The 18,535-nt window shown below is 44.5% G+C and carries 12 protein-coding genes; 8 read left to right on the forward strand and 4 right to left on the reverse strand.

Annotation, left to right across the window (positions count from 1 at the left end; all coding sequences use genetic code 11):
- Positions 1-854 precede the first annotated feature (854 nt).
- The 6 genes from IE130_RS09085 (at position 855) to IE130_RS09110 (ending at position 8,736) form a co-directional block, all read left to right on the forward strand.
- Complete coding sequence (locus tag IE130_RS09085) at positions 855-1,934, forward strand: RluA family pseudouridine synthase (protein WP_373299662.1); 1,080 nt, start codon at positions 855-857, stop codon at positions 1,932-1,934.
- 102 nt (positions 1,935-2,036) lie between these two features.
- Positions 2,037-3,023 carry a purine nucleoside phosphorylase YfiH/LACC1 family protein gene (locus IE130_RS09090; protein ID WP_189584843.1) on the forward strand — a complete coding sequence of 329 codons (987 nt, stop codon included), beginning with the start codon at positions 2,037-2,039 and terminating at the stop codon, positions 3,021-3,023.
- 89 nt (positions 3,024-3,112) lie between these two features.
- The gene (locus IE130_RS09095) at positions 3,113-3,730 is read left to right on the forward strand and encodes a flavodoxin family protein (RefSeq protein ID WP_189584845.1); all 618 of its coding nucleotides are present in this window, start codon (positions 3,113-3,115) and stop codon (positions 3,728-3,730) included.
- A gap of 991 nt (positions 3,731-4,721) precedes the next feature.
- Positions 4,722-6,206: a cytochrome c gene (locus IE130_RS09100; protein WP_189584848.1), complete on the forward strand. Its 1,485-nt coding sequence runs from the start codon at positions 4,722-4,724 to the stop codon at positions 6,204-6,206.
- A 206-nt stretch (positions 6,207-6,412) separates the two neighbouring features.
- Entirely contained in the window at positions 6,413-8,014 is a 1,602-nt protein-coding gene (locus IE130_RS09105; RefSeq protein ID WP_189584851.1) for a flavin monoamine oxidase family protein, read from the forward strand.
- Between the two features lie 89 nt (positions 8,015-8,103).
- Positions 8,104-8,736: a c-type cytochrome gene (locus IE130_RS09110; protein ID WP_189585274.1), complete on the forward strand. Its 633-nt coding sequence runs from the start codon at positions 8,104-8,106 to the stop codon at positions 8,734-8,736.
- Positions 8,737-8,898: 162 nt separating this feature from the next.
- Here IE130_RS09110 and IE130_RS09115 read toward each other — a convergent pair whose 3' ends face one another.
- The 4 genes from IE130_RS09115 to tolQ form a co-directional block, all read right to left on the reverse strand.
- The gene (locus tag IE130_RS09115; RefSeq protein ID WP_189584854.1) at positions 8,899-10,191 is read right to left on the reverse strand and encodes a beta-propeller domain-containing protein; all 1,293 of its coding nucleotides are present in this window, start codon (positions 10,189-10,191) and stop codon (positions 8,899-8,901) included.
- 137 nt (positions 10,192-10,328) lie between these two features.
- Positions 10,329-11,357 (reverse strand): cell envelope integrity TolA family protein, encoded by a 1,029-nt coding sequence (locus IE130_RS09120; RefSeq protein WP_227676178.1) that lies wholly within the window; start codon positions 11,355-11,357, stop codon positions 10,329-10,331.
- 75 nt (positions 11,358-11,432) lie between these two features.
- The gene (gene tolR, locus IE130_RS09125; protein ID WP_189584857.1) at positions 11,433-11,891 is read right to left on the reverse strand and encodes a protein TolR; all 459 of its coding nucleotides are present in this window, start codon (positions 11,889-11,891) and stop codon (positions 11,433-11,435) included.
- Complete coding sequence (gene tolQ / locus IE130_RS09130) at positions 11,888-12,616, reverse strand: protein TolQ (protein WP_189584860.1); 729 nt, start codon at positions 12,614-12,616, stop codon at positions 11,888-11,890. The genes tolR and tolQ overlap by 4 nt, the downstream gene beginning before the upstream one ends.
- A 601-nt stretch (positions 12,617-13,217) precedes the next feature.
- Here tolQ and IE130_RS09135 point away from each other — a divergent pair.
- Together IE130_RS09135 and putA are read left to right on the forward strand one after the other, a co-directional pair.
- Complete coding sequence (locus IE130_RS09135) at positions 13,218-14,513, forward strand: NCS2 family permease (RefSeq protein WP_010201193.1); 1,296 nt, start codon at positions 13,218-13,220, stop codon at positions 14,511-14,513.
- Between the two features lie 741 nt (positions 14,514-15,254).
- Positions 15,255-18,530: a bifunctional proline dehydrogenase/L-glutamate gamma-semialdehyde dehydrogenase PutA gene (gene putA, locus IE130_RS09140; protein WP_189585280.1), complete on the forward strand. Its 3,276-nt coding sequence runs from the start codon at positions 15,255-15,257 to the stop codon at positions 18,528-18,530.
- The last annotated feature ends 5 nt before the right edge of the window (positions 18,531-18,535 follow it).

Genomic DNA, 18,535 nt, shown 5'->3' on the forward strand with positions numbered 1-18,535 from the left:
AAAATACCGTGCCATAGCATACAGTAAAATAACGCTTACTTTATAGAATAACCACCGTTTCGTCTATTTTTTCGTCATCTATTTTGCAGTTCATTTATCTAGGCTGCTTTGAATTTTAGCAAGCCTGCAATATTTATCTTAGTGTATGACAGTTTGACCTGCGGATATATCCTAAACGTCTTTGTCTATTATGTTTCATCTATAACGTGTCAGCTTTGCAGTTTAGCATGAGCCGCCGCAACGAGCGATATCGAATGTCACTGACATCGACAAATATACAGTAAATTACAGCAATGTCATATTTTAGAGAGTTAATCGTCAATGATTTAGGTATCAAATGATATGCATAAAGTGAGAGATAACAGTCAGCTTCTATAGGGCTTGAGCGCTTGGCATGCTACACTATGGCAGTATTGCCTCTGCTTTTTTGACCATGATAGATTTTAATCATCAAGGCACGGCATTGTTTTTCTTATACAGCACTATATTTTCTCATTATGTTTTCCTATTATATTCTCTTATAAAGTGCCTTACAAAAACCTGTCAGGGACTTTGCTATATATAAATATAAATCTGTTATGAATAATAATACTATGACCACCCATTTATCACCGAATCAATCGCTAGATACTGATTTATCAGCGCCACATTTATCAGCGCAAGAGCCTTCCATGCCAAATAAAGTTTTAAAAAGTAATGAATCATCTGATGCTAAGCAGCTAGAAACTGAAGACCGCATCAACGCAAAAACTGTGTCCAATGAAGCCCTCTCAGACGATGCTATGTCACAAGCGTCAGAAAGTATTGTTTCAGAAGGTGCTGTCTCAAAAGATGCTGCCTCAAAAGATAGTGATATGCTCGATGACGAGATGATTGAGGACTATGAAGCCGATGAGGCTGATGAAGGGATTGATGACAGTGACGACGATGACGCTGATTATGAAGCGCCAACTATAGGCCAAGCGGTGCCAGTCATTATCGATGCCAGCTACACGGTCACCGAAGAAGAAGCTGGTCTACGTATCGATAAGCTGGCATCACTGGTGTTTACCGACTTTTCGCGTGCGCAGTTGCAAGGCTGGATCAGCGATGGTAGCTTACTGTATAACGATAGCGTGCAAAAACCAAAAATTCGAGTCAAAGTAGGTGATGTCATACATCTATCAACGACGTTGCAGCAGCATAGTGAAGATCAGCCAGAAGACATCGATATCGATGTGGTGTATGAAGACGATGATGTCTTGGTGATTAATAAGCCAGTTGGCATGGTTGTTCATCCTGGCGCTGGCAATCAGACGGGCACCTTGGTTAATGCGTTGCTATATCATTATCCACAGCAGCATCATTTGCCGCGTGCCGGTCTGGTGCATCGCATTGACAAAGACACTTCTGGATTGTTGCTTATTGGCAAGACTAAACCTGCACAAATGGCATTGATGGATCAGCTAAAAGACAAGTCAGTCTATCGTCATTATCAGTGTGTGGTGGCAGGGGATGCGGCAAGTTTATTGCGTCATCGCCGTATCGATGCACCGATCGGTCGTCACCGTAGTCAGCGTACCAAAATGACGGTCATGACGGCAGGTCGTGAAGCAGTCACGCATTTATTAAATGTGACCGCGCTCAATGGTAATTACTGTCTGTTAGACGTGGGTCTTGAGACGGGTCGTACGCACCAGATTCGTGTGCATTTAAGTCATATCACCTATCCGATTGTAGGCGATCGCGTCTATGGCGGTCGCCGTCAACTGCGGGCAGGTCTGACAGAAGCACAGCGTCAGGCGATCAGCAACTTCCCGCGCCAAGCCCTGCATGCCTATACGTTGGGTTTTGTTCATCCGACGACAGGTGAGGATGTCGAAGTCACAACGCCAATCCCTGAAGATATGCAGCAGCTAATGACAGTGTTAAGTGATGGCTACGATGAAGAGTAACCGTTCTGTGTAAGCAGTGTAAATACGCTTATAATAGACAGATAACAGCAGTAAATAGCTATCAGTGACGTAAAGACGACTCATTAAGACGGTAAATCAGCCATGACTCATAAGCTTCCTATGACATTACTAGCGCAGCTAGAGGATGTGGCGGTTTTTCAGACAGCCGCATTCACCAATAAGGATGAATGCGAGGCTGATATAACCAGCCAGCTGAGACAAGCGGATTATGGCACGCTCAATTTAGGCTTGCACGTCAATGATAGCGCTGCCGAGGTCTTAGACAATCGCATGCGGCTTCTGACGGCGATGAATGAGCAGTTTACTAGCTTGCCATCAATCAGCGCGCGATATACGCCTATTAAAAGACTGCATTGGGTCAATCAAGTGCATGGCAATCGCATTCATGATACTGACGCCACAGCGCTAAGTATGCGACCGGTGGCGGCTGATGCTATGTTGAGCCAGCAAGCAGGGGTGGGTCTAGCGATAATGACTGCTGATTGTGTGCCTATCGTTCTATACCAACCAGCCAGTGGCAAAATTGCCGCTATTCACGCGGGTTGGCAAGGGTTGGCATGTGGCGTCATCAAAGCAACGACTGAGTGTTTTACTGATTCAGGGCAAATCATGGCATGGATTGGTGTCTGTATCAGCCAACAAAATTATGAAGTAGGCAGTCAAGTTCGCGATAAGCTGCTGGCAGGGTGTATAGACAGTCAGTCATTGACGTCAGCCAGTATTGAAAAATTTGATGAGCGCTACGTGATGGCTTCTAAGAATCAGATCGCTGATGACAGTCGTACTGATATGAGTAAAGAGTTAAATATTGATCCTCGATACTTACATAAGTCAGTTGATAAACTATCAAATTACGCTAAAGTAAACACGGATAAAATTAAGCTGAACTTACCAAGACTTGCTGCTGATCAGTTAAGCACTGCTGGTGTAATATTGTGCAACGAGTCACCTATAGACTGTAGCTATGCCGATGCTCGTTATTACTCTTATCGACGTCAGACGCATTTACGGCAGCCAGCGACAGGACGGATGGCACTGGTGATTGCGCGCCGCTCTGCTACCCAGTAAGAATAAACCTACCGGACACTGGTAGATACTAAGTGCCCTGAATCCGTTTTATTTCTATTCAATTATTTATAGCTATTATTAGAGTTTGTATGAATACATCTGCCACAGCATCTTTGACATCTACACTGACTGACAACAAGCAAAGTGTATCGATTGCCGTCATCTATCATAGCAACTACGGTCATACCAAGCGTGTGGCTGAAGCAATCGTCATGGGGGCGCACCAGCAACTTCCAGAAGCGCAGGCAAAAGCCGTCGATGTTCACGATGTCGACTGGGATTTTTTAGATCAGGCAGATTTGCTCGTTTTTGGTAGTGCCGTCTATATGGGCAGCGTGACTGCTGAATTTAAGACTTTTATGGATGAGACCTCAAAGCGCTGGTATCACAGAAAATGGGAAGGCAAGTGGGCAGCCGCTTTTGCCAACTCGGGTGGACTGAGTGGTGATAAACTTGCTGTGCTACAGCAGATTTCTCTATATGCCATGCAGCATGGTATGAATTGGATCGGCTTACCATTAATGCCGACAGGTCATGAGGCTCATGACTTGAACCGTCTATCTAGCTTTTTAGGATTAATGACGCAATCCCTTGATGGTCCACCTGAAGAGACCCCAGGGAAAGGCGATATCGATACAGCTATTTGGTTCGGTGATCATTTGGCTAAGACTATCATAAAGCATCAACCAGCCACATCAACTTGCTAAAGTACGATTATGATATGGTCAATCCCATATAAATTAGATACGGTGTCAGGCTCGCTTAGTCTACTATTTGTAGTACTTTCACTCGCCTTCTTTGTATCCAAATTATATTGAACCGACTATAAAGCGTGCTGATAATGTCAATATTATTAGACCTTAGCATTTAGTAAGTAAACCAAAAAAGCAGATATCAATTTGATATCTGCTTTTTTTATTGTCATGAGTAAAGCTATTTATCAATGACCTTGGTTGACAACGCCGTAACAGGAATAGGACTGTCGAAAAATTGAAAAGATTGGCATGCGGTTAATAGCATCGTCGCCGAAAGTATATAAGTCATAATGAAGAGTTTCATAGGGATATCTCAGGACACAGTTGGCATTGTTAAAACAGCGTTCATCATAAACAAATTACCGTGTTATACAACGGCTAATGCCATACATATAGTAAATACTAGGGAAAGCAGGGACAGTATGCTGATTCTGTACTGTGTATGTATTATGTACAGTGGAAATTAAAAATAACAGCTAAATTATGCGTTCATTAAGTTTTTTTTAACTGGTTCGTCACTAGAAAAAAATGAATTGAGCGATTCATAATGATGAGTAGTTGTTTTTCATCAGTATTTTAAAACATCAGTAATAATAATATAAAAAAATATATTAATTAATTAAAAACTCAGTGCTGATTATAGGAACTTTTATTTTTGTAAAAAAATAGGAGGATTAAGTTACTAATCGAACAATTTTAGCAAAATAGTTTTACCTTAGTAAGGAGGACAGACATTCTACGGTAACTAAGCTTGATAATTGCCTTATGAATAATAAAGAAAAATTCGTTATCGACTTTTAATATTTATTACGAAGAACACACAGCAAAAGTATAGATAAATAGTGGAAGACTTGGATTTTTTGAATGTAGATACGGTTGAATAATCACTGTCACGAATTAAAAATACTTAAAACACCCTAGGTGCCAGCTATATGAGGATATTATGAAGCCACTTTCTATGATGTTATCGATGCTCGTCATTGGTATGACCTCCAACGCTGCGATGGCTGAAGGTGCAAGCAGCGTTAATACAAGCCTAGCCAATGCCAGTTTACCTAATACTAGTTTACCTAATACTAGTTTACCTAATATTAGCCCTGCCAATAGCGAGCTTGTCAATCGCGGTGCCTACATTGCCCGTGCGGCCGATTGCATGGCATGTCATGGTGAGGACTATACCGGTGGGACACCAATCGAGACCCCAATGGGGGAGATTTACTCCACCAATATTACGCCATCCAAACGTTACGGTATCGGCGACTATACCGAAGCGGATTTAAAGAATGCGCTGCAAAAAGGTCGTGCGCCTAATCATATGCTTTATCCTGCCATGCCATACCCTTCTTATAGTGGTATGAAAGAAGAAGATATCAGTGCGTTGTTTGCTTATTTACAAACAGTACCAGCGGTTGAAGAAGCTCCTAAAGAAAAAACAGACTTGCCATTTCCTTTTAATATTCGCAGTTTAATGATTGGCTGGAATTTGCTCAACGTACCGTCTACTGAAAAGCGCGACGGACTGAACGAGACCCAAAAACGCGGTGAATATCTGGTCAATAATCTGGAGCACTGCGGTACTTGTCATACTCCGCGTAATAGTACGATGGGTTTTGATAAGAGTATGTACTTATCTGGTGCCCAGCTCGGTCATTGGCATGCACCAAATATTACGCCTGATGAGTCGAGCGGTATCGGCAGCTGGAGTGAGCAGGATATCGTCACTTATCTGCGTACGGGTGAGCTTGATCAACGTGCTTACGCTGGTGGTCCCATGGGCGAGGCAGTTGCACATAGTACGCGCTACTTAAAAAACGAAGACTTGAGTGCCATTGCTTCTTATCTGAAGGCAGTACCTGCTGTCCAGACCGACGATAAAGTGTCTGCGGTAGATGTGTCGCGCCTACCAACGCCAATCAACGAATCTATCACTCATGATCTACTGGCGCAAAAAGAATATTTGAAACAGGCAAAAGCTAAAGTAGGTAATGGCAGTAATTCCCCCGAATCATTATATTTAGCCACCTGTGGTAGTTGTCATGGGGTTGACGGTTATGGTCAGCCTGATGCACGTTATGCCCCTATCGTCGGCCTGAGTAGTATCCGCCGCGAAAGACCTGATGCGCTGGTCAATATGATTCTTCATGGGGTAGCAGGGGCAACCAATACGTCGCCCATCATGCCAGGATTTTCAGACGAATTAAATAGCGAGCAAATCGCTGGTATTACCAATTACGTACGGGTGAATTTTGGTGGTCTTACCAGCAGCGACGTGAATGCCAGCGATGTCGATCGTATCGCAAATACTGGCGTTGATAAGCCTTTCTTGATTAAGTACGCAGGCTTACTGGCGATAATCGGTATTATCGTCGCGATTGCTATTATTATGTTTATCATCCGCGCCATCTTACGCTCTAGACGCCGCGCTTAGTTTGACTCTATTTAGATAAATGGTCGAATAAAGAACTTATAAAGGCGTTTTAGACGCTGATTACAGTAAGAGAATTAAGGTTAAAACGGTAATGCATTAAGGCTTGGTAAGATAAAGGTTCGATATAAACTGAGCCGATAATAAAAGCAAAATGCCAAAGACGATTGCCTACCGTTATACATGACGTCTACTTTAAGGACATTATTATGAAAGACATGCTTCAATCACCAACGCGGCGCCAACTGCTCTCGATGATTGGTAAAACCGCAGGCGCGACAGCGATGTATCAGGCAATGACGACGTTAGGATTTGCGTCAGAGTCGAGTTTTAAAGAGACCATGGATCTTAAAGGTGCACCTCCGGGCGCTAGTATCGTCATTCTTGGTGCGGGTCTTGGCGGACTGACCGCGGCTTATGAGTTACGCAAAGCGGGCTACGATGTGAAAGTGCTCGAATATCAAAATCGTGGCGGCGGTCGTAGCTGGACATTGAACAGCGGTGATAAATATACCGAGCTTGGCGGTGAAGAAGTCACTTGCGATTTTGAAGAGGGCAATTATTTTAATGGTGGGCCGTGGCGTTTACCAAGCCATCATTATGCCATCTTCCATTATTGCAAACAGTTTGGTGTTGAGATGCAGCCCTTTATCCAAACCAATGATCGCGCTTATTTGCATCGTACTGATCATTTCAATGGTGTACCTCAGCGTTTGGGTGATGTGAAAAACGACATCCAAGGTCATGTCGCGGAGCTGCTATCAAAGTCAGTCAACGTCGGTGGTCTTGATCGTTCGGTCAATACTGAGGACAAAGAAAAGCTATTAGAAGGTTTAAAAGGCTGGGGTGTGCTGGATAAAGATTATCGCTATCGCGCCAGTAATGAAACCAGTAAACATCGTGGCTTTAGTGTCTTTCCCGGCGGTGGCTTGATGCCCGATGCGACACCATCAAAACCTTTGCCAATCAGTGAGATATTGGATTCGGGTATGTGGGCAGATATTTATGGCAACCATATGACTTATGCTCATCAACCGACGATGTTTCAGCCAGTAGGCGGCATGGGGAAAATTGGTGATGCGTTCACCCGTGAATGCCGCGATATGATTGAGTTTAATGCAAAGGTCACTAAAATTCATCAAGATGACAGTGGCGTCACCGTCGATTATGTAGACAGCAACAGTCCAGATGGTGCTACCAAGACCATTCGTGCAGATTGGTGCGTGTGCAATATTCCGCTAACGGTGCTGACGCAGATTGATATCAATGTCTCAAAACCGATGAAGCAGGCGATGGCCGCTGTGCCTTACGAAACCTCTTATAAAGTTGGTCTAGAGTTCAACCGTCGCTTTTGGGAAGAGGATGAGTGGATATTTGGTGGTCTGACTTATACCGATATGCCCATTGCGCAAATTGCCTATCCGTCACAAAATATGTTCAAAGACGGTACGGGCGTGTTACTCGGCGCGTATGGTTATGGTCCTACGTCTTATAAGTTTAATACCTTAACGCCACAAGAACGTATTAATGTCGCGCTTGCTTATGGTAAATACATCCATCCTCAGTATCCAAAAGAATTCCGCGCAGGGACATCAGTTGTCTGGCACCGTATCCCATGGACGCTTGGCTGTTATGGGATTTGGAATGAGTCGACCCGTCGTCAGCATTACGACACTTTGTGCAGTATTGATAATCGTATTGTGCTGGCGGGCGAGCATTGCTCACACATTCCGGCATGGCAAGAAGGCGCTATTTTATCTGGTATGGATGCCGCGAAGCGCCTACATAAAAAAGCAAAAATGCTTGTTTAATAACGCTTGGTTAATATGAGTAACTACAAAATTCAGAGGCTATCATGGACAATGCAATCGTGAAAAAGGCAATCTTGAAGAAAAAAGTCATGAAAGACATGACACCCAAATTGCTGACGGTGATGCTGCTGAGTGGGATAAGCAGTGCAGCACTGTTAGGCTGTAGTCAACAGTCAGATGATGAAGTGACGGTTTCCAGTGTGCAAGATCAGGATTCCCTAACAACCAATGACTATCAAGAAAGCCGAAATACGGGTGCGTGGGGCGGTGTTTATATGAGCCGTGAGGAGCTTAATGCACCTCCTATCAATATTGTCGACGACAGCTCATTGCCCAATATGGAAGATGACCCAAGTATTACTAAGTGGGACGCAAAGTTTGAAGGCACAAATGGGTTTGTGACGACAGATGGCAAAAAGCTGTATCACGACTCTTGCGCGGCGTGTCATATGCACAAAGGCGAGGGTGCTGATGGCGCAGGCTACTACCCACCACTGGCGAATAACAGTAAGATGCAATCAAAGTATTACATCATTGATATCTTGATTAATGGCTTTCGAGGTATGCCGTCATTCCATGGGATGATGAACGATGCGCAGATGGCTGCGGTTACTCAATATGTGGTCAGTGACCTAAATGGTTTTACCGATACCGTTACCGCTGAAGATGTGGCAAAATTGCGGCATCCCAATCCATCAGCGGGTGATCCAAGTGATGAATAACACTATTATTTAAATTCTTAGCTAATAGTTTTTTAAGCGAAAATGGTTCGTACAAAAATGACTTAACCATTCTCTGCAACATAAAAAAGCGCCTAATTATTTATTAGGCGCTTTTTTATAGGCAAGGCTTAATGGATTAAGAAAGATAATGAGCGAGAGGGTTTATTTAGGGCTGGATGACCAGACTGGTGAGCGAATAGTGCCTTGACCAGACTTACCGAATGACTCACCACCGTTCAGTGATTTGATGGTTAATATACCTTTGCCGCCTTGGGTAGAAGCATAGACCACACGCTTACCGTTAGGCGAAAAGCTCGGTGCTTCATCGATACCCGTATTGCCCAAATTCGTAGTGATAGCACCGCCGCTATTCATGATCGCCGCTGAGCGACCACTTAAAAAGGCAATTTGTGAGCCATCGCTACTAAACTGCGGACTAGTGGCATAACCGCTATTTGATACTTTGGTCGTATTTCCTGATCCAAACTCATAACGGTAAATCTGTGGTTTGTTAAATCCTGATCGGTCACTGACGAATACAAAAGATTTGCCATCGGGTGCATAGCTTGGCTGTACCTCGCTGCTTGGCCAATTGGTGATTCGTCTAGGTTTACCGCCGCTGGCACTTATCTCATAAATATTAGCACTGCCTTCAAAGCTGCTAGAAAACAGTATCTTGCTGCCATCTGGTGAGAATGATGGGCTTAAATTGCTACCAGAAAATGGCGTCAAAGCACTTGCACTGCCGCCGCTCACGTTTTGTACATAAATAACAGGATATGATTTATCGCGCTGTACAGAATAGGCGATGCGATTACCATCTGGTGACCACGATGGGGAGAATATAGAACCAGCAACTTCAGTAATGGTTTTAGCGTTTTCGCCATCAGCATCCATGACTTTTAAGCGCGATACTTTTTCTTTACCAGTGCCAACTTCTTCGATGTAAGCAATACGTCCGGAGAAATCACCTGGAATGCCAGTAATCAGCTCGTAAACTTTGTCAGCGATGACGTGACCGGCATAGCGCATGCTTTCTTTATTATTGTCAGCCGTTAAGCTTTGCTTGCCTTCAATCACTCGGCCAGATTTGATATCAATCACTTCGTAATCGGTGACTACTTTACCGCGGTTGCTGCGAGTACTACCGACCACTAGGTAAGGAATTCCCATACTTTGCCAAACCGGTAATGTGCCTGACAGCTCGCTAATACTGCGCGGCTGTTGTGGCAAATCTTTACTGGTCACCTTTAATTCAGTTTTGCTCAAATCATTGAGAATAATCGGCGATAGCACAGAATCACCGGCAAACGGCACAAAAGCCACTTGGTTTTGTTGGACTGGAATATCATAATCCAATTCTAAGACGACAGGCGCCGCCAACAAGTTGGAAGAAATAAGCAAGGTTGAGGTGCTGGCAAGTAAAGAAAGGCATAACTTCTGATGAGTACGCATGACCGAATTGAACTCCTGAAATAGTCTAATCGTTATTTTTTATAGGGGCTAAGTTTACCGTTACGGTATGGCAATATTACACGCAGTGCAAGCAGTTTAAGGTAACGTTATCAATAATATAGGAACTGGGTAACTGATTAATTGCTACCTTTAAATTGTATGGTAAAAGTAGGGTACTTAGGATCATCAGCATCAATCGGTAAGCTGCCAGTATTCAAAACTGCTTGTTTGGCTGCTTCATTGACCGCGCTATCAGGTCCTGAAGCGGAGACGTTGACCACATTGCCGCTCGCATTGACAGTGATGGTTAAGGTGGCGCGCTGATTCGAGCCTTTGGCAGCGGTTGGCGGGCTATAATTGCGTTTGATTAAATTGATAATTTCACCATTGCTGGCACCGCGACTGCCACTTGAGGCAGAGCGACTACTACCTTTTGCCGTACTAGAAGTAGAAGAATCACCAGAGAGGGTCGACTCACCATCTTCTGATAAGCTAAAGTTTTTACTGGCACTGCCAGAGCTACCAGTGTCAATTTTTAAATTTTTATCAGTAGCAGTAGGGCGTGTAATTTTAGGCGGGTTGTTTTGTTTATTACGGTAATCCCTAAGCTGTTTTTGTTCTTCGATGAGCTGTTGTCTTTTATCTTGTTCAACTTGACTGTGTTCTTCTACTACCGACTCATCTAGCTGTGCTGCCCATTCAGCCATATTGCGCTCATATTCTTGATTTTGCTCAAGTAGCCGCTGATGCTGTTCTTCACTCATCAGCATCGGGCGACTGGCAGGATCGTCAGAGCGTGTAAAGACAGGCACGCGCTGAGAGTTTGGTTGGTTGGGGTTTTGAATGCTAGCGCTACTGTCAGCCGTGTTCTCTGGCATATCACTGAATGAGCCAATCGTACCACTATCAGCTTGCATAGCACTGGCAGCAGCGGCACGATTGGCAAGGATTTGCCCTTGCATCTCAGCCAGCTGTTCAGGGGATACCATGACGGTCTCTAAGCTACCTACCGTTTCAACTTCTGTATTCTGATAGGTATAAATAAGTATGCCAATCACCAGACCATGTGCAAGCAAGCTGAGGAGCGTAGGCAGTGTCAGCCCATTGCCTTCAGGTTGGGTCGGCACATAAACAGCAGGCGCATTATTCATGGCAGTGATACTCATGGACATGATGTTGAAGGATGAGGTTCATCAGATTATCTACTTTATTATAACAAGCGGTGCTAACAATAGGATTCATTATGATGAGGGTGTGGGCAAGGGTGCGCCCGTTAATAATCCCACCTTTTGGATACCTGCTTGCTGCAAGCTTGCCATCAAGGTCATGATAGCGCCATATTGATTGTTTTGATCGGCATTGATCATGACCTGTAAAGGCTGCGCGCCCGCATCGCTGCTTTGCGCCTGCAAATTAAACAAGGTGTTAATCAGCTCTGGCTCACTAATCGGCAGGTCAACATTGTCTTCATAACTGATAAAAATCTCGCCACTATCGGTTAAGGAGACAATCACGGGTAGCTGGCTTTGACTCATGGTATTGGTTTGCTCTTTTGGTAGCTCGACATCGACGCCGGTGATCAGCATCGGCGCAGTTACCATAAATATCACCAGTAGCACCAGCATCACGTCGATATAAGGAACGACGTTCATCTCCGCATTCAGCGCTTTTTTCTCACGGCGATAAGGGTTTGGTTTCATAGCCCTGTCACCTGACCTGCATGACCATTAAGTGCGCTGTCTCTATCTACCACGCTTTGGACGCTTGTCTCACGTTGGAGCATACCGGTCATCTCATCGCAGAATAGTGCGCGTGAATCATACAAACGGCTTGATTTGGCTGTAAAGTGGTTGTACGCGAGCACAGCAGGAATAGCCGCAAACAAACCCATGGCAGTGGCGATTAGTGCTTCAGCAATGCCTGGCGCGACAGAGGCTAGGGTCGCCTGCTCAGTTTGGGATAGTCCCAAAAAGGCATTCATAATGCCCCATACGGTGCCAAATAAGCCGACATAAGGTGCAACTGAGCCGATGCTGGCTAGGGTAGTGAGCCCAGATTCTAGTAACTGCTGCTGACGTCCTAAGCCGACCCGAAGCTTACGCTCAACCCCATCGATAATGTCATCTTTTGGCTGACGTTTTTTGTGCATTCTGAGATATTCAGAAAAGCCCACATAAAATATCTGCTCAAGTCCTTGGCGCTCAGGGGAGCCTTGCACGCCTTGGTACAACTTTGCCAAATCTTCACCCGACCAAAACCAAGTCTCGAACTGTTGATCAAAGTTCTTAGCCGTACCAAGCCGTGCACTCATACGAAAAATAATGACCCAGCTGAGCAAAGACGCTAATAACAATAGCGCCATCACAATCTGTACCAATAGACTGGCTTGGGTGATAAGGTCGATAATATTTAATGATTCAGGCATGTATTGGACTCACGGGTAATTAACAATAACTGGTATACGCGCCATACGTAGACCAGATAAGACCTCTAAACTATAGAATATAGGGCATCGAAACTAAGCTGGTAATAGCTGGTAACACAAGCTAGTAATAATAGAAGGTATTCAACAAAATACACTTATATTATGCACGAATAATATTTTTCATATAGCACAGCGTGCAGAAACGATCATACTATGAAGCGTCAATGCATTATGCACACTTATATCAACCGACTAGTGTACTGCTAAATGAAGAAAAGGTCATTTTTTTAAAAGGTTAAAGCGAAAAAAACTGCATTTTACTGATAGAGGTGTAATATATCGTCGATATAAAATGGGTTTAAAGGTAGGGTTGGGCAGTAATACAACTATTATCCAGTATTTAAATGCCAAGACAGCCTTATTTCCGTTTTAAACCAGCAAGGCACGGGTAATGATTGAATTTGTATCTCATTTTCTCTAAAATGTTGCTCTTTGTTACCGTTGCCTTTTGATCATGACGTCGCAACCTGCTTGTTGACGTCATCTTTATTTTAGGCACCAATAAATTTGTTCTTTCACTAGCAAGCTGGGCGCGACACTTATGAATGCAATTGAACGCTATTTTGGGATCAACGGTGAAAACACCACGGTCAAAACGGAAATTCTTGCCGGTATTACTACCTTTTTGACGATGGCTTACATCATCTTTGTGAACCCCAATGTATTAGCAGAAGCGGGTATGGACAAAGGAGCGGTGTTCGTTGCTACTTGTTTGGCAGCGGCAATAGGCTGCTTTATTATGGGTATTTATGCCAGATTGCCAGTGGCATTAGCGCCAGGTATGGGCTTAAACGCTTTCTTTACCTACGGTGTGGTGCTGGGTATGGGCTATGCATGGCAGACAGCGTTAGGAGCAGTATTTCTATCTGGTTGTTTGTTTATCCTTTTAAGCTTATTCAAGATTCGCGAATGGATTATTAATGCCATTCCAACGAGCCTTAAGCAAGGTATCGTTGCTGGTATCGGTGCATTTTTGGCATTTATTGCCCTGCAAAGCTCTGGCATCATCGTAGGTCGTGATGCGACCTTGGTCATGCTTGGTGATATGACTGCATTTGCCCCTATGATGGCTGCTCTCGGTTTCTTTATTATTATCGGTTTGGTGTATAAAAAAGTCCCAGGTGCGGTAACCATTGGTATTTTGCTGATTACCTTGATCAGTTTGGTTACTGGTAACACGCAGTTTACGGGCATTATGTCGGCACCGCCATCGATTGCGCCAACACTCATGCAGCTTGATATCGCAGGCGCGTTTGATATTGGCATGATTAGCGTTATTTTTGCTTTCTTGTTCGTTGATCTGTTTGATACAGCAGGCAGCTTGGTTGGTATTGCCAATAAAGCAGGCCTCATTGATAAAGACGGCAATATTCCTAATATGGACAAAGCGCTATTGGCTGATTCAACGGCTACGGTTGCCGGTGCCATGCTGGGTACTTCGTCAACGACCAGTTATATTGAAAGTGCGTCAGGAGTGGCGTCAGGTGGTCGAACCGGTCTGATGGCTGTGACGGTGGGTGTGCTATTCTTGCTCAGTATTTTCTTTGCGCCATTAGCTGGTATGATTCCCGCTTATGCAACCGCAGGGGCGATATTCTATGTGTCGGTATTGATGCTGTTCACCCTCAAAGACATTAATTGGGAAGACTTGACGGAAGCAGCACCAGTAGCAGTGGTATTATTACTAACACCGCTTACGTATTCTATCGCTGATGGTATTGCGCTTGGATTTATTACCTTTACAGCGGTGAAGTTGATGACAGGCAAGTTCTCTGAAATTACGATTCCAGTGTGGATTTTGACAGCCATTTTATTGGCAAAGCTGGTACTTTTATAAGTCGCTAACGTGATGTGGATAGTCTATATCATGTAGCTAACCATACTAGCATTACGTATATTCTGACCCTCTTTATTATGGATTAATAAGGAGGGTTTTTTTGTGTTTCAAGTAAAGTGCCTTGCGATAACTAACCGAAATTCTATGCTCTACAAAACAATTAATGACCAATAGTAAACAAAAAATTATAACTAAAGCGTCATTGCCGTTATGATGGTTATAACTAATTGTTTTTAAAGTAGATATTTATTGTCTTAAATCCTAAATATCGTTAGTTTGAAATTTTTTTTCATGATACCATAGCCAGGTTAAGCGCATCACCTCAATCAACGCCGTAGAGGTTTTTCTTACAGTGAATTAGCGTCATATAAGATGGTAGATTTTGGCTTATTAGCATGATAATCGATAGATTATTGTCCTAATGATATTCAGCCTTGAACCATTAATCGAACTCCTTTCACTACTAACAAGAAGAAGGCACTAATGCCGCTTAACTGTTCGTTGTTGCCTTTATATTGTTAACGTAGCCCGTTTAACACTCGAACGACCTACTTAAACGTTTCCAGCTTATGCTGGATTTGCTCGTTTTACGATGGCGCCGTTTGGTCTTTTGATTATTGCTGTGAGTTACAGTCAATAATTCCTATTAAATATGGTAGGGTTATAGACAGTGAACCAGAGCGCTCAGTTTTCCTCATGGACCATTTATCATGGTTTTTAGACGATAGTGATGGAGTTGGTATGAACCCAGTAGAGCAGTTTACCCCGAAAGAGCCGATTTTATTTAATCCTGTCGATATGCTATCGCCAGACTATATTGACCTGTCTGCAGATGAGCTGTATGCACGCATCTCACCGTTATATAGTGTTGATGAGCAGCGCTGGTTGTCTGACTTATTGCCACTTGCCAAACCGAGTGACGAAGAGCGTGAAGCTGCGAGTGATCAGACGCGCCAGCTGGTTGAGTATGTGCGTAATGATGGCAAAGCGATCAAAATGGTCGATTCATTATTACTTGAATACAGCCTTGATACGCAAGAAGGTATTTTGCTGATGAGTTTGGCTGAAGCCTTGATTCGGGTGCCAGACAATTATACGGCTGATGCGCTGATTCGTGACAAAATGAGTGTGGCGGATTGGAAAAAGCATTTAAAAGATGACAATGGTTTTATGGTCAATGCCTCGACGTGGGGCATGATGATGACAGGCCGTGTCGTCAGCATCGACAACGGCACGACTGCCTCAGGATTTTTGGATCGAATGACCAAAAGAATGGGCGAGCCAATGATTCGGGCGGCGATGCAAAAAGCCATGCGTATTATGGGGCATCAGTTTGTCCTTGGTGAGACGATTGAAGACGCCAACAAAAACAGTCAGCCGTATCGCAATAAAGGCTATACCTATTCGTTCGATATGCTGGGTGAAGCGGCGATTACCCATAGAGACGCTGAAAAATACTTTAATGACTATTTGCATGCGATCAAAGCGACTGCCAATGTCAAAGTTCAAGAGGGTATGCCAAAGCCGTCTGTTTCTATCAAGCTGTCTGCACTGCATCCACGCTATGAAGCCACGCAAGAAGCTCAGGTGTTGGGATTATTGCGTCAGCGTTGCTTATTGCTGATCGAAGCGGCACGCGAAGTGGATGTGGATTTGAGCATCGATGCCGAAGAAGCCGATCGCCTTGAGATATCTCTAAAGCTGTTTGAGTCGCTCTATCGTGATTCGCTAACCGCTGGTTGGGATGGACTGGGTCTGGTAGTGCAAGGCTACTCTAAGCGTGCCATTGCTATTTTTGCTTGGCTTGCACGCTTGGCAAAAGAAGTTGGCGATCGTATCCCGTTACGCTTGGTTAAGGGCGCTTATTGGGATACTGAGATTAAACTTGCCCAACAAAAAGGCTTGTCAGGATATCCCGTTTGGACACGTAAAGAAGGCACGGACACCGCTTATTTAGCCTGTGCTCGCTTCTTGTTGTCTGAGCATCTGCGCGGACTTATTTGGCCGCAGTTTGCGACCCATAATGCTCATACTTTGGCATCAGTGATGACCATGAGTGCGCATAGAGATTTTGAATTTCAGCGTTTGCATGGCATGGGTGATGCGCTTTATGACCATATCTTACAAACATACAAGATCCCTGTTCGTATTTATGCCCCAGTTGGTGCGCACAAGGATTTACTGCCATATCTAGTACGTCGTTTACTCGAAAATGGTGCAAATAGCTCATTTGTGCATCAGTTATTAGATAAGTCTTATCCGATTGATAAGCTGACGGTGCATCCGTATGACAAGCTAGTAGCGAATGATACGTTAAACAATCCAGAGATTCCGTTGCCTTTAGAGATTTATGGTGATCGCCGTGCCAGCTTTGGTCCCAATATATTTGTAGAGTCGCAGTGGCTATTGTTCAAAGCCGCGATTGACAGTCATTTAACAAAGACATGGTCCGCGTCTCCTATCATCAATGGGCAAGCAATTCATGACTCTTCAGTGGATGGTAAAGCTCAGAAGCTTGATAGTCATACAGTGCGTGCGCCGTGGAATCATGAAGTTATCGCAGGCGACGTACAATACGCCAATGCAGACTTGGCGCGTCAAGCCATTGATGCCGCAGTAGCCGGACAAAGCGCGTGGCAGGCAGTGCCAGCGGCAAAACGTGCGGCAATATTGCGCAAAACCGCTGATCTTTACGAAGAAAACTATGCTGAACTAATGGCCTTGTGCCAAGTTGAAGCTGGCAAGACCATGCAAGACAGTATTGATGAGATCAAAGAAGCCGTTGATTTCTGCCGTTTTTATGCGGATGAAGCGGAACGCTTAGACGCAAAAGCGCATGAGTTTACTGATTTATCTGGCAAGCAGTCGCGTCAGGTGTATAAAGCGCGCGGCACCTTTGTATGCATTAGCCCTTGGAACTTTCCATTGGCTATTTATACTGGTCAGATTGTGGCAGCACTCGCCGCGGGTAATACCGTTGTCGCAAAACCTGCTGAGCAAACCAGTTTAATCGCGCATTTCGGTGCGCAGCTGATGTATCAAGCTGGGGTACCAGTCGAGGCGTTACAGTTTGTCACTGGAGCAGGTGAAGTGGGTGGGGCATTAACCGCCGCTGACAATTTATCTGGTGTCATCTTTACTGGTTCGACCCAAACCGCGCAACGTATCAATCAAAGTCTAAATGATCATGCGCAAGCCAGCGGGGAGTTGCCCGTGTTTATCGCTGAGACAGGTGGTCAGAACGCCATGATTGTCGATTCAACAGCCTTGCCTGAACAAGTGGTCAGAGATGCCGTACTGTCTGCATTTGGTTCGGCAGGTCAGCGTTGTTCAGCTTGTCGCATACTATGTGTACAAGAAGAAGTGGCTGATGAGTTGATTGAGCTACTGCAAGGCAATATGGCTGAGCTAGTCGTGGGTAACCCGCTGTATGCAGCTACCGATGTCGGCCCAGTCATTGATAATGATGCCAAGCAAGGTCTTGAGGCGCATATCGAACGCATGGTCGCTGAGCCAACGGCCAGTATCTTGGCGCAGACACCGATGAGTGCCAGCTCGGTTGTGAGTCAAGAGCAGTCTACCTTTGTGTTACCAACCGCGATTGAAGTCAAAAGTATCGACGTGATTGGTGGTGAGCATTTCGGCCCGATATTACATGTGCTACGTTATCAAGCTCGGGATTTAAACAAGCTTATCGATGCCATCAATGCTACTGGCTTTGGCTTAACGCTAGGTATTCACAGCCGTATTGAAAATATTGTTGAGCATATTGAACGTCGTGCCTTTGTCGGTAATACCTATGTCAACCGTAACCAAATCGGCGCAGTCGTAAACGTCCAACCGTTCGGTGGTTGTGGTCTATCGGGTACAGGTCCAAAAGCGGGTGGTCCACATTACGTTGCCCGTCTCATGCAGCTAAGCTCTGAGTCAGTCGCTACTGAGCAAACAAGTGCTACTGAGCAAAACACTGCTACCAATACTAAAACTGAATCACTTACTCAACCAGAAATCGCATAAGGAGC

The sequence above is a fragment of the Psychrobacter glaciei genome (assembly GCF_014652895.1).
In the GTDB taxonomy this organism is placed as follows: Bacteria; Pseudomonadota; Gammaproteobacteria; order Pseudomonadales; family Moraxellaceae; genus Psychrobacter; species Psychrobacter glaciei.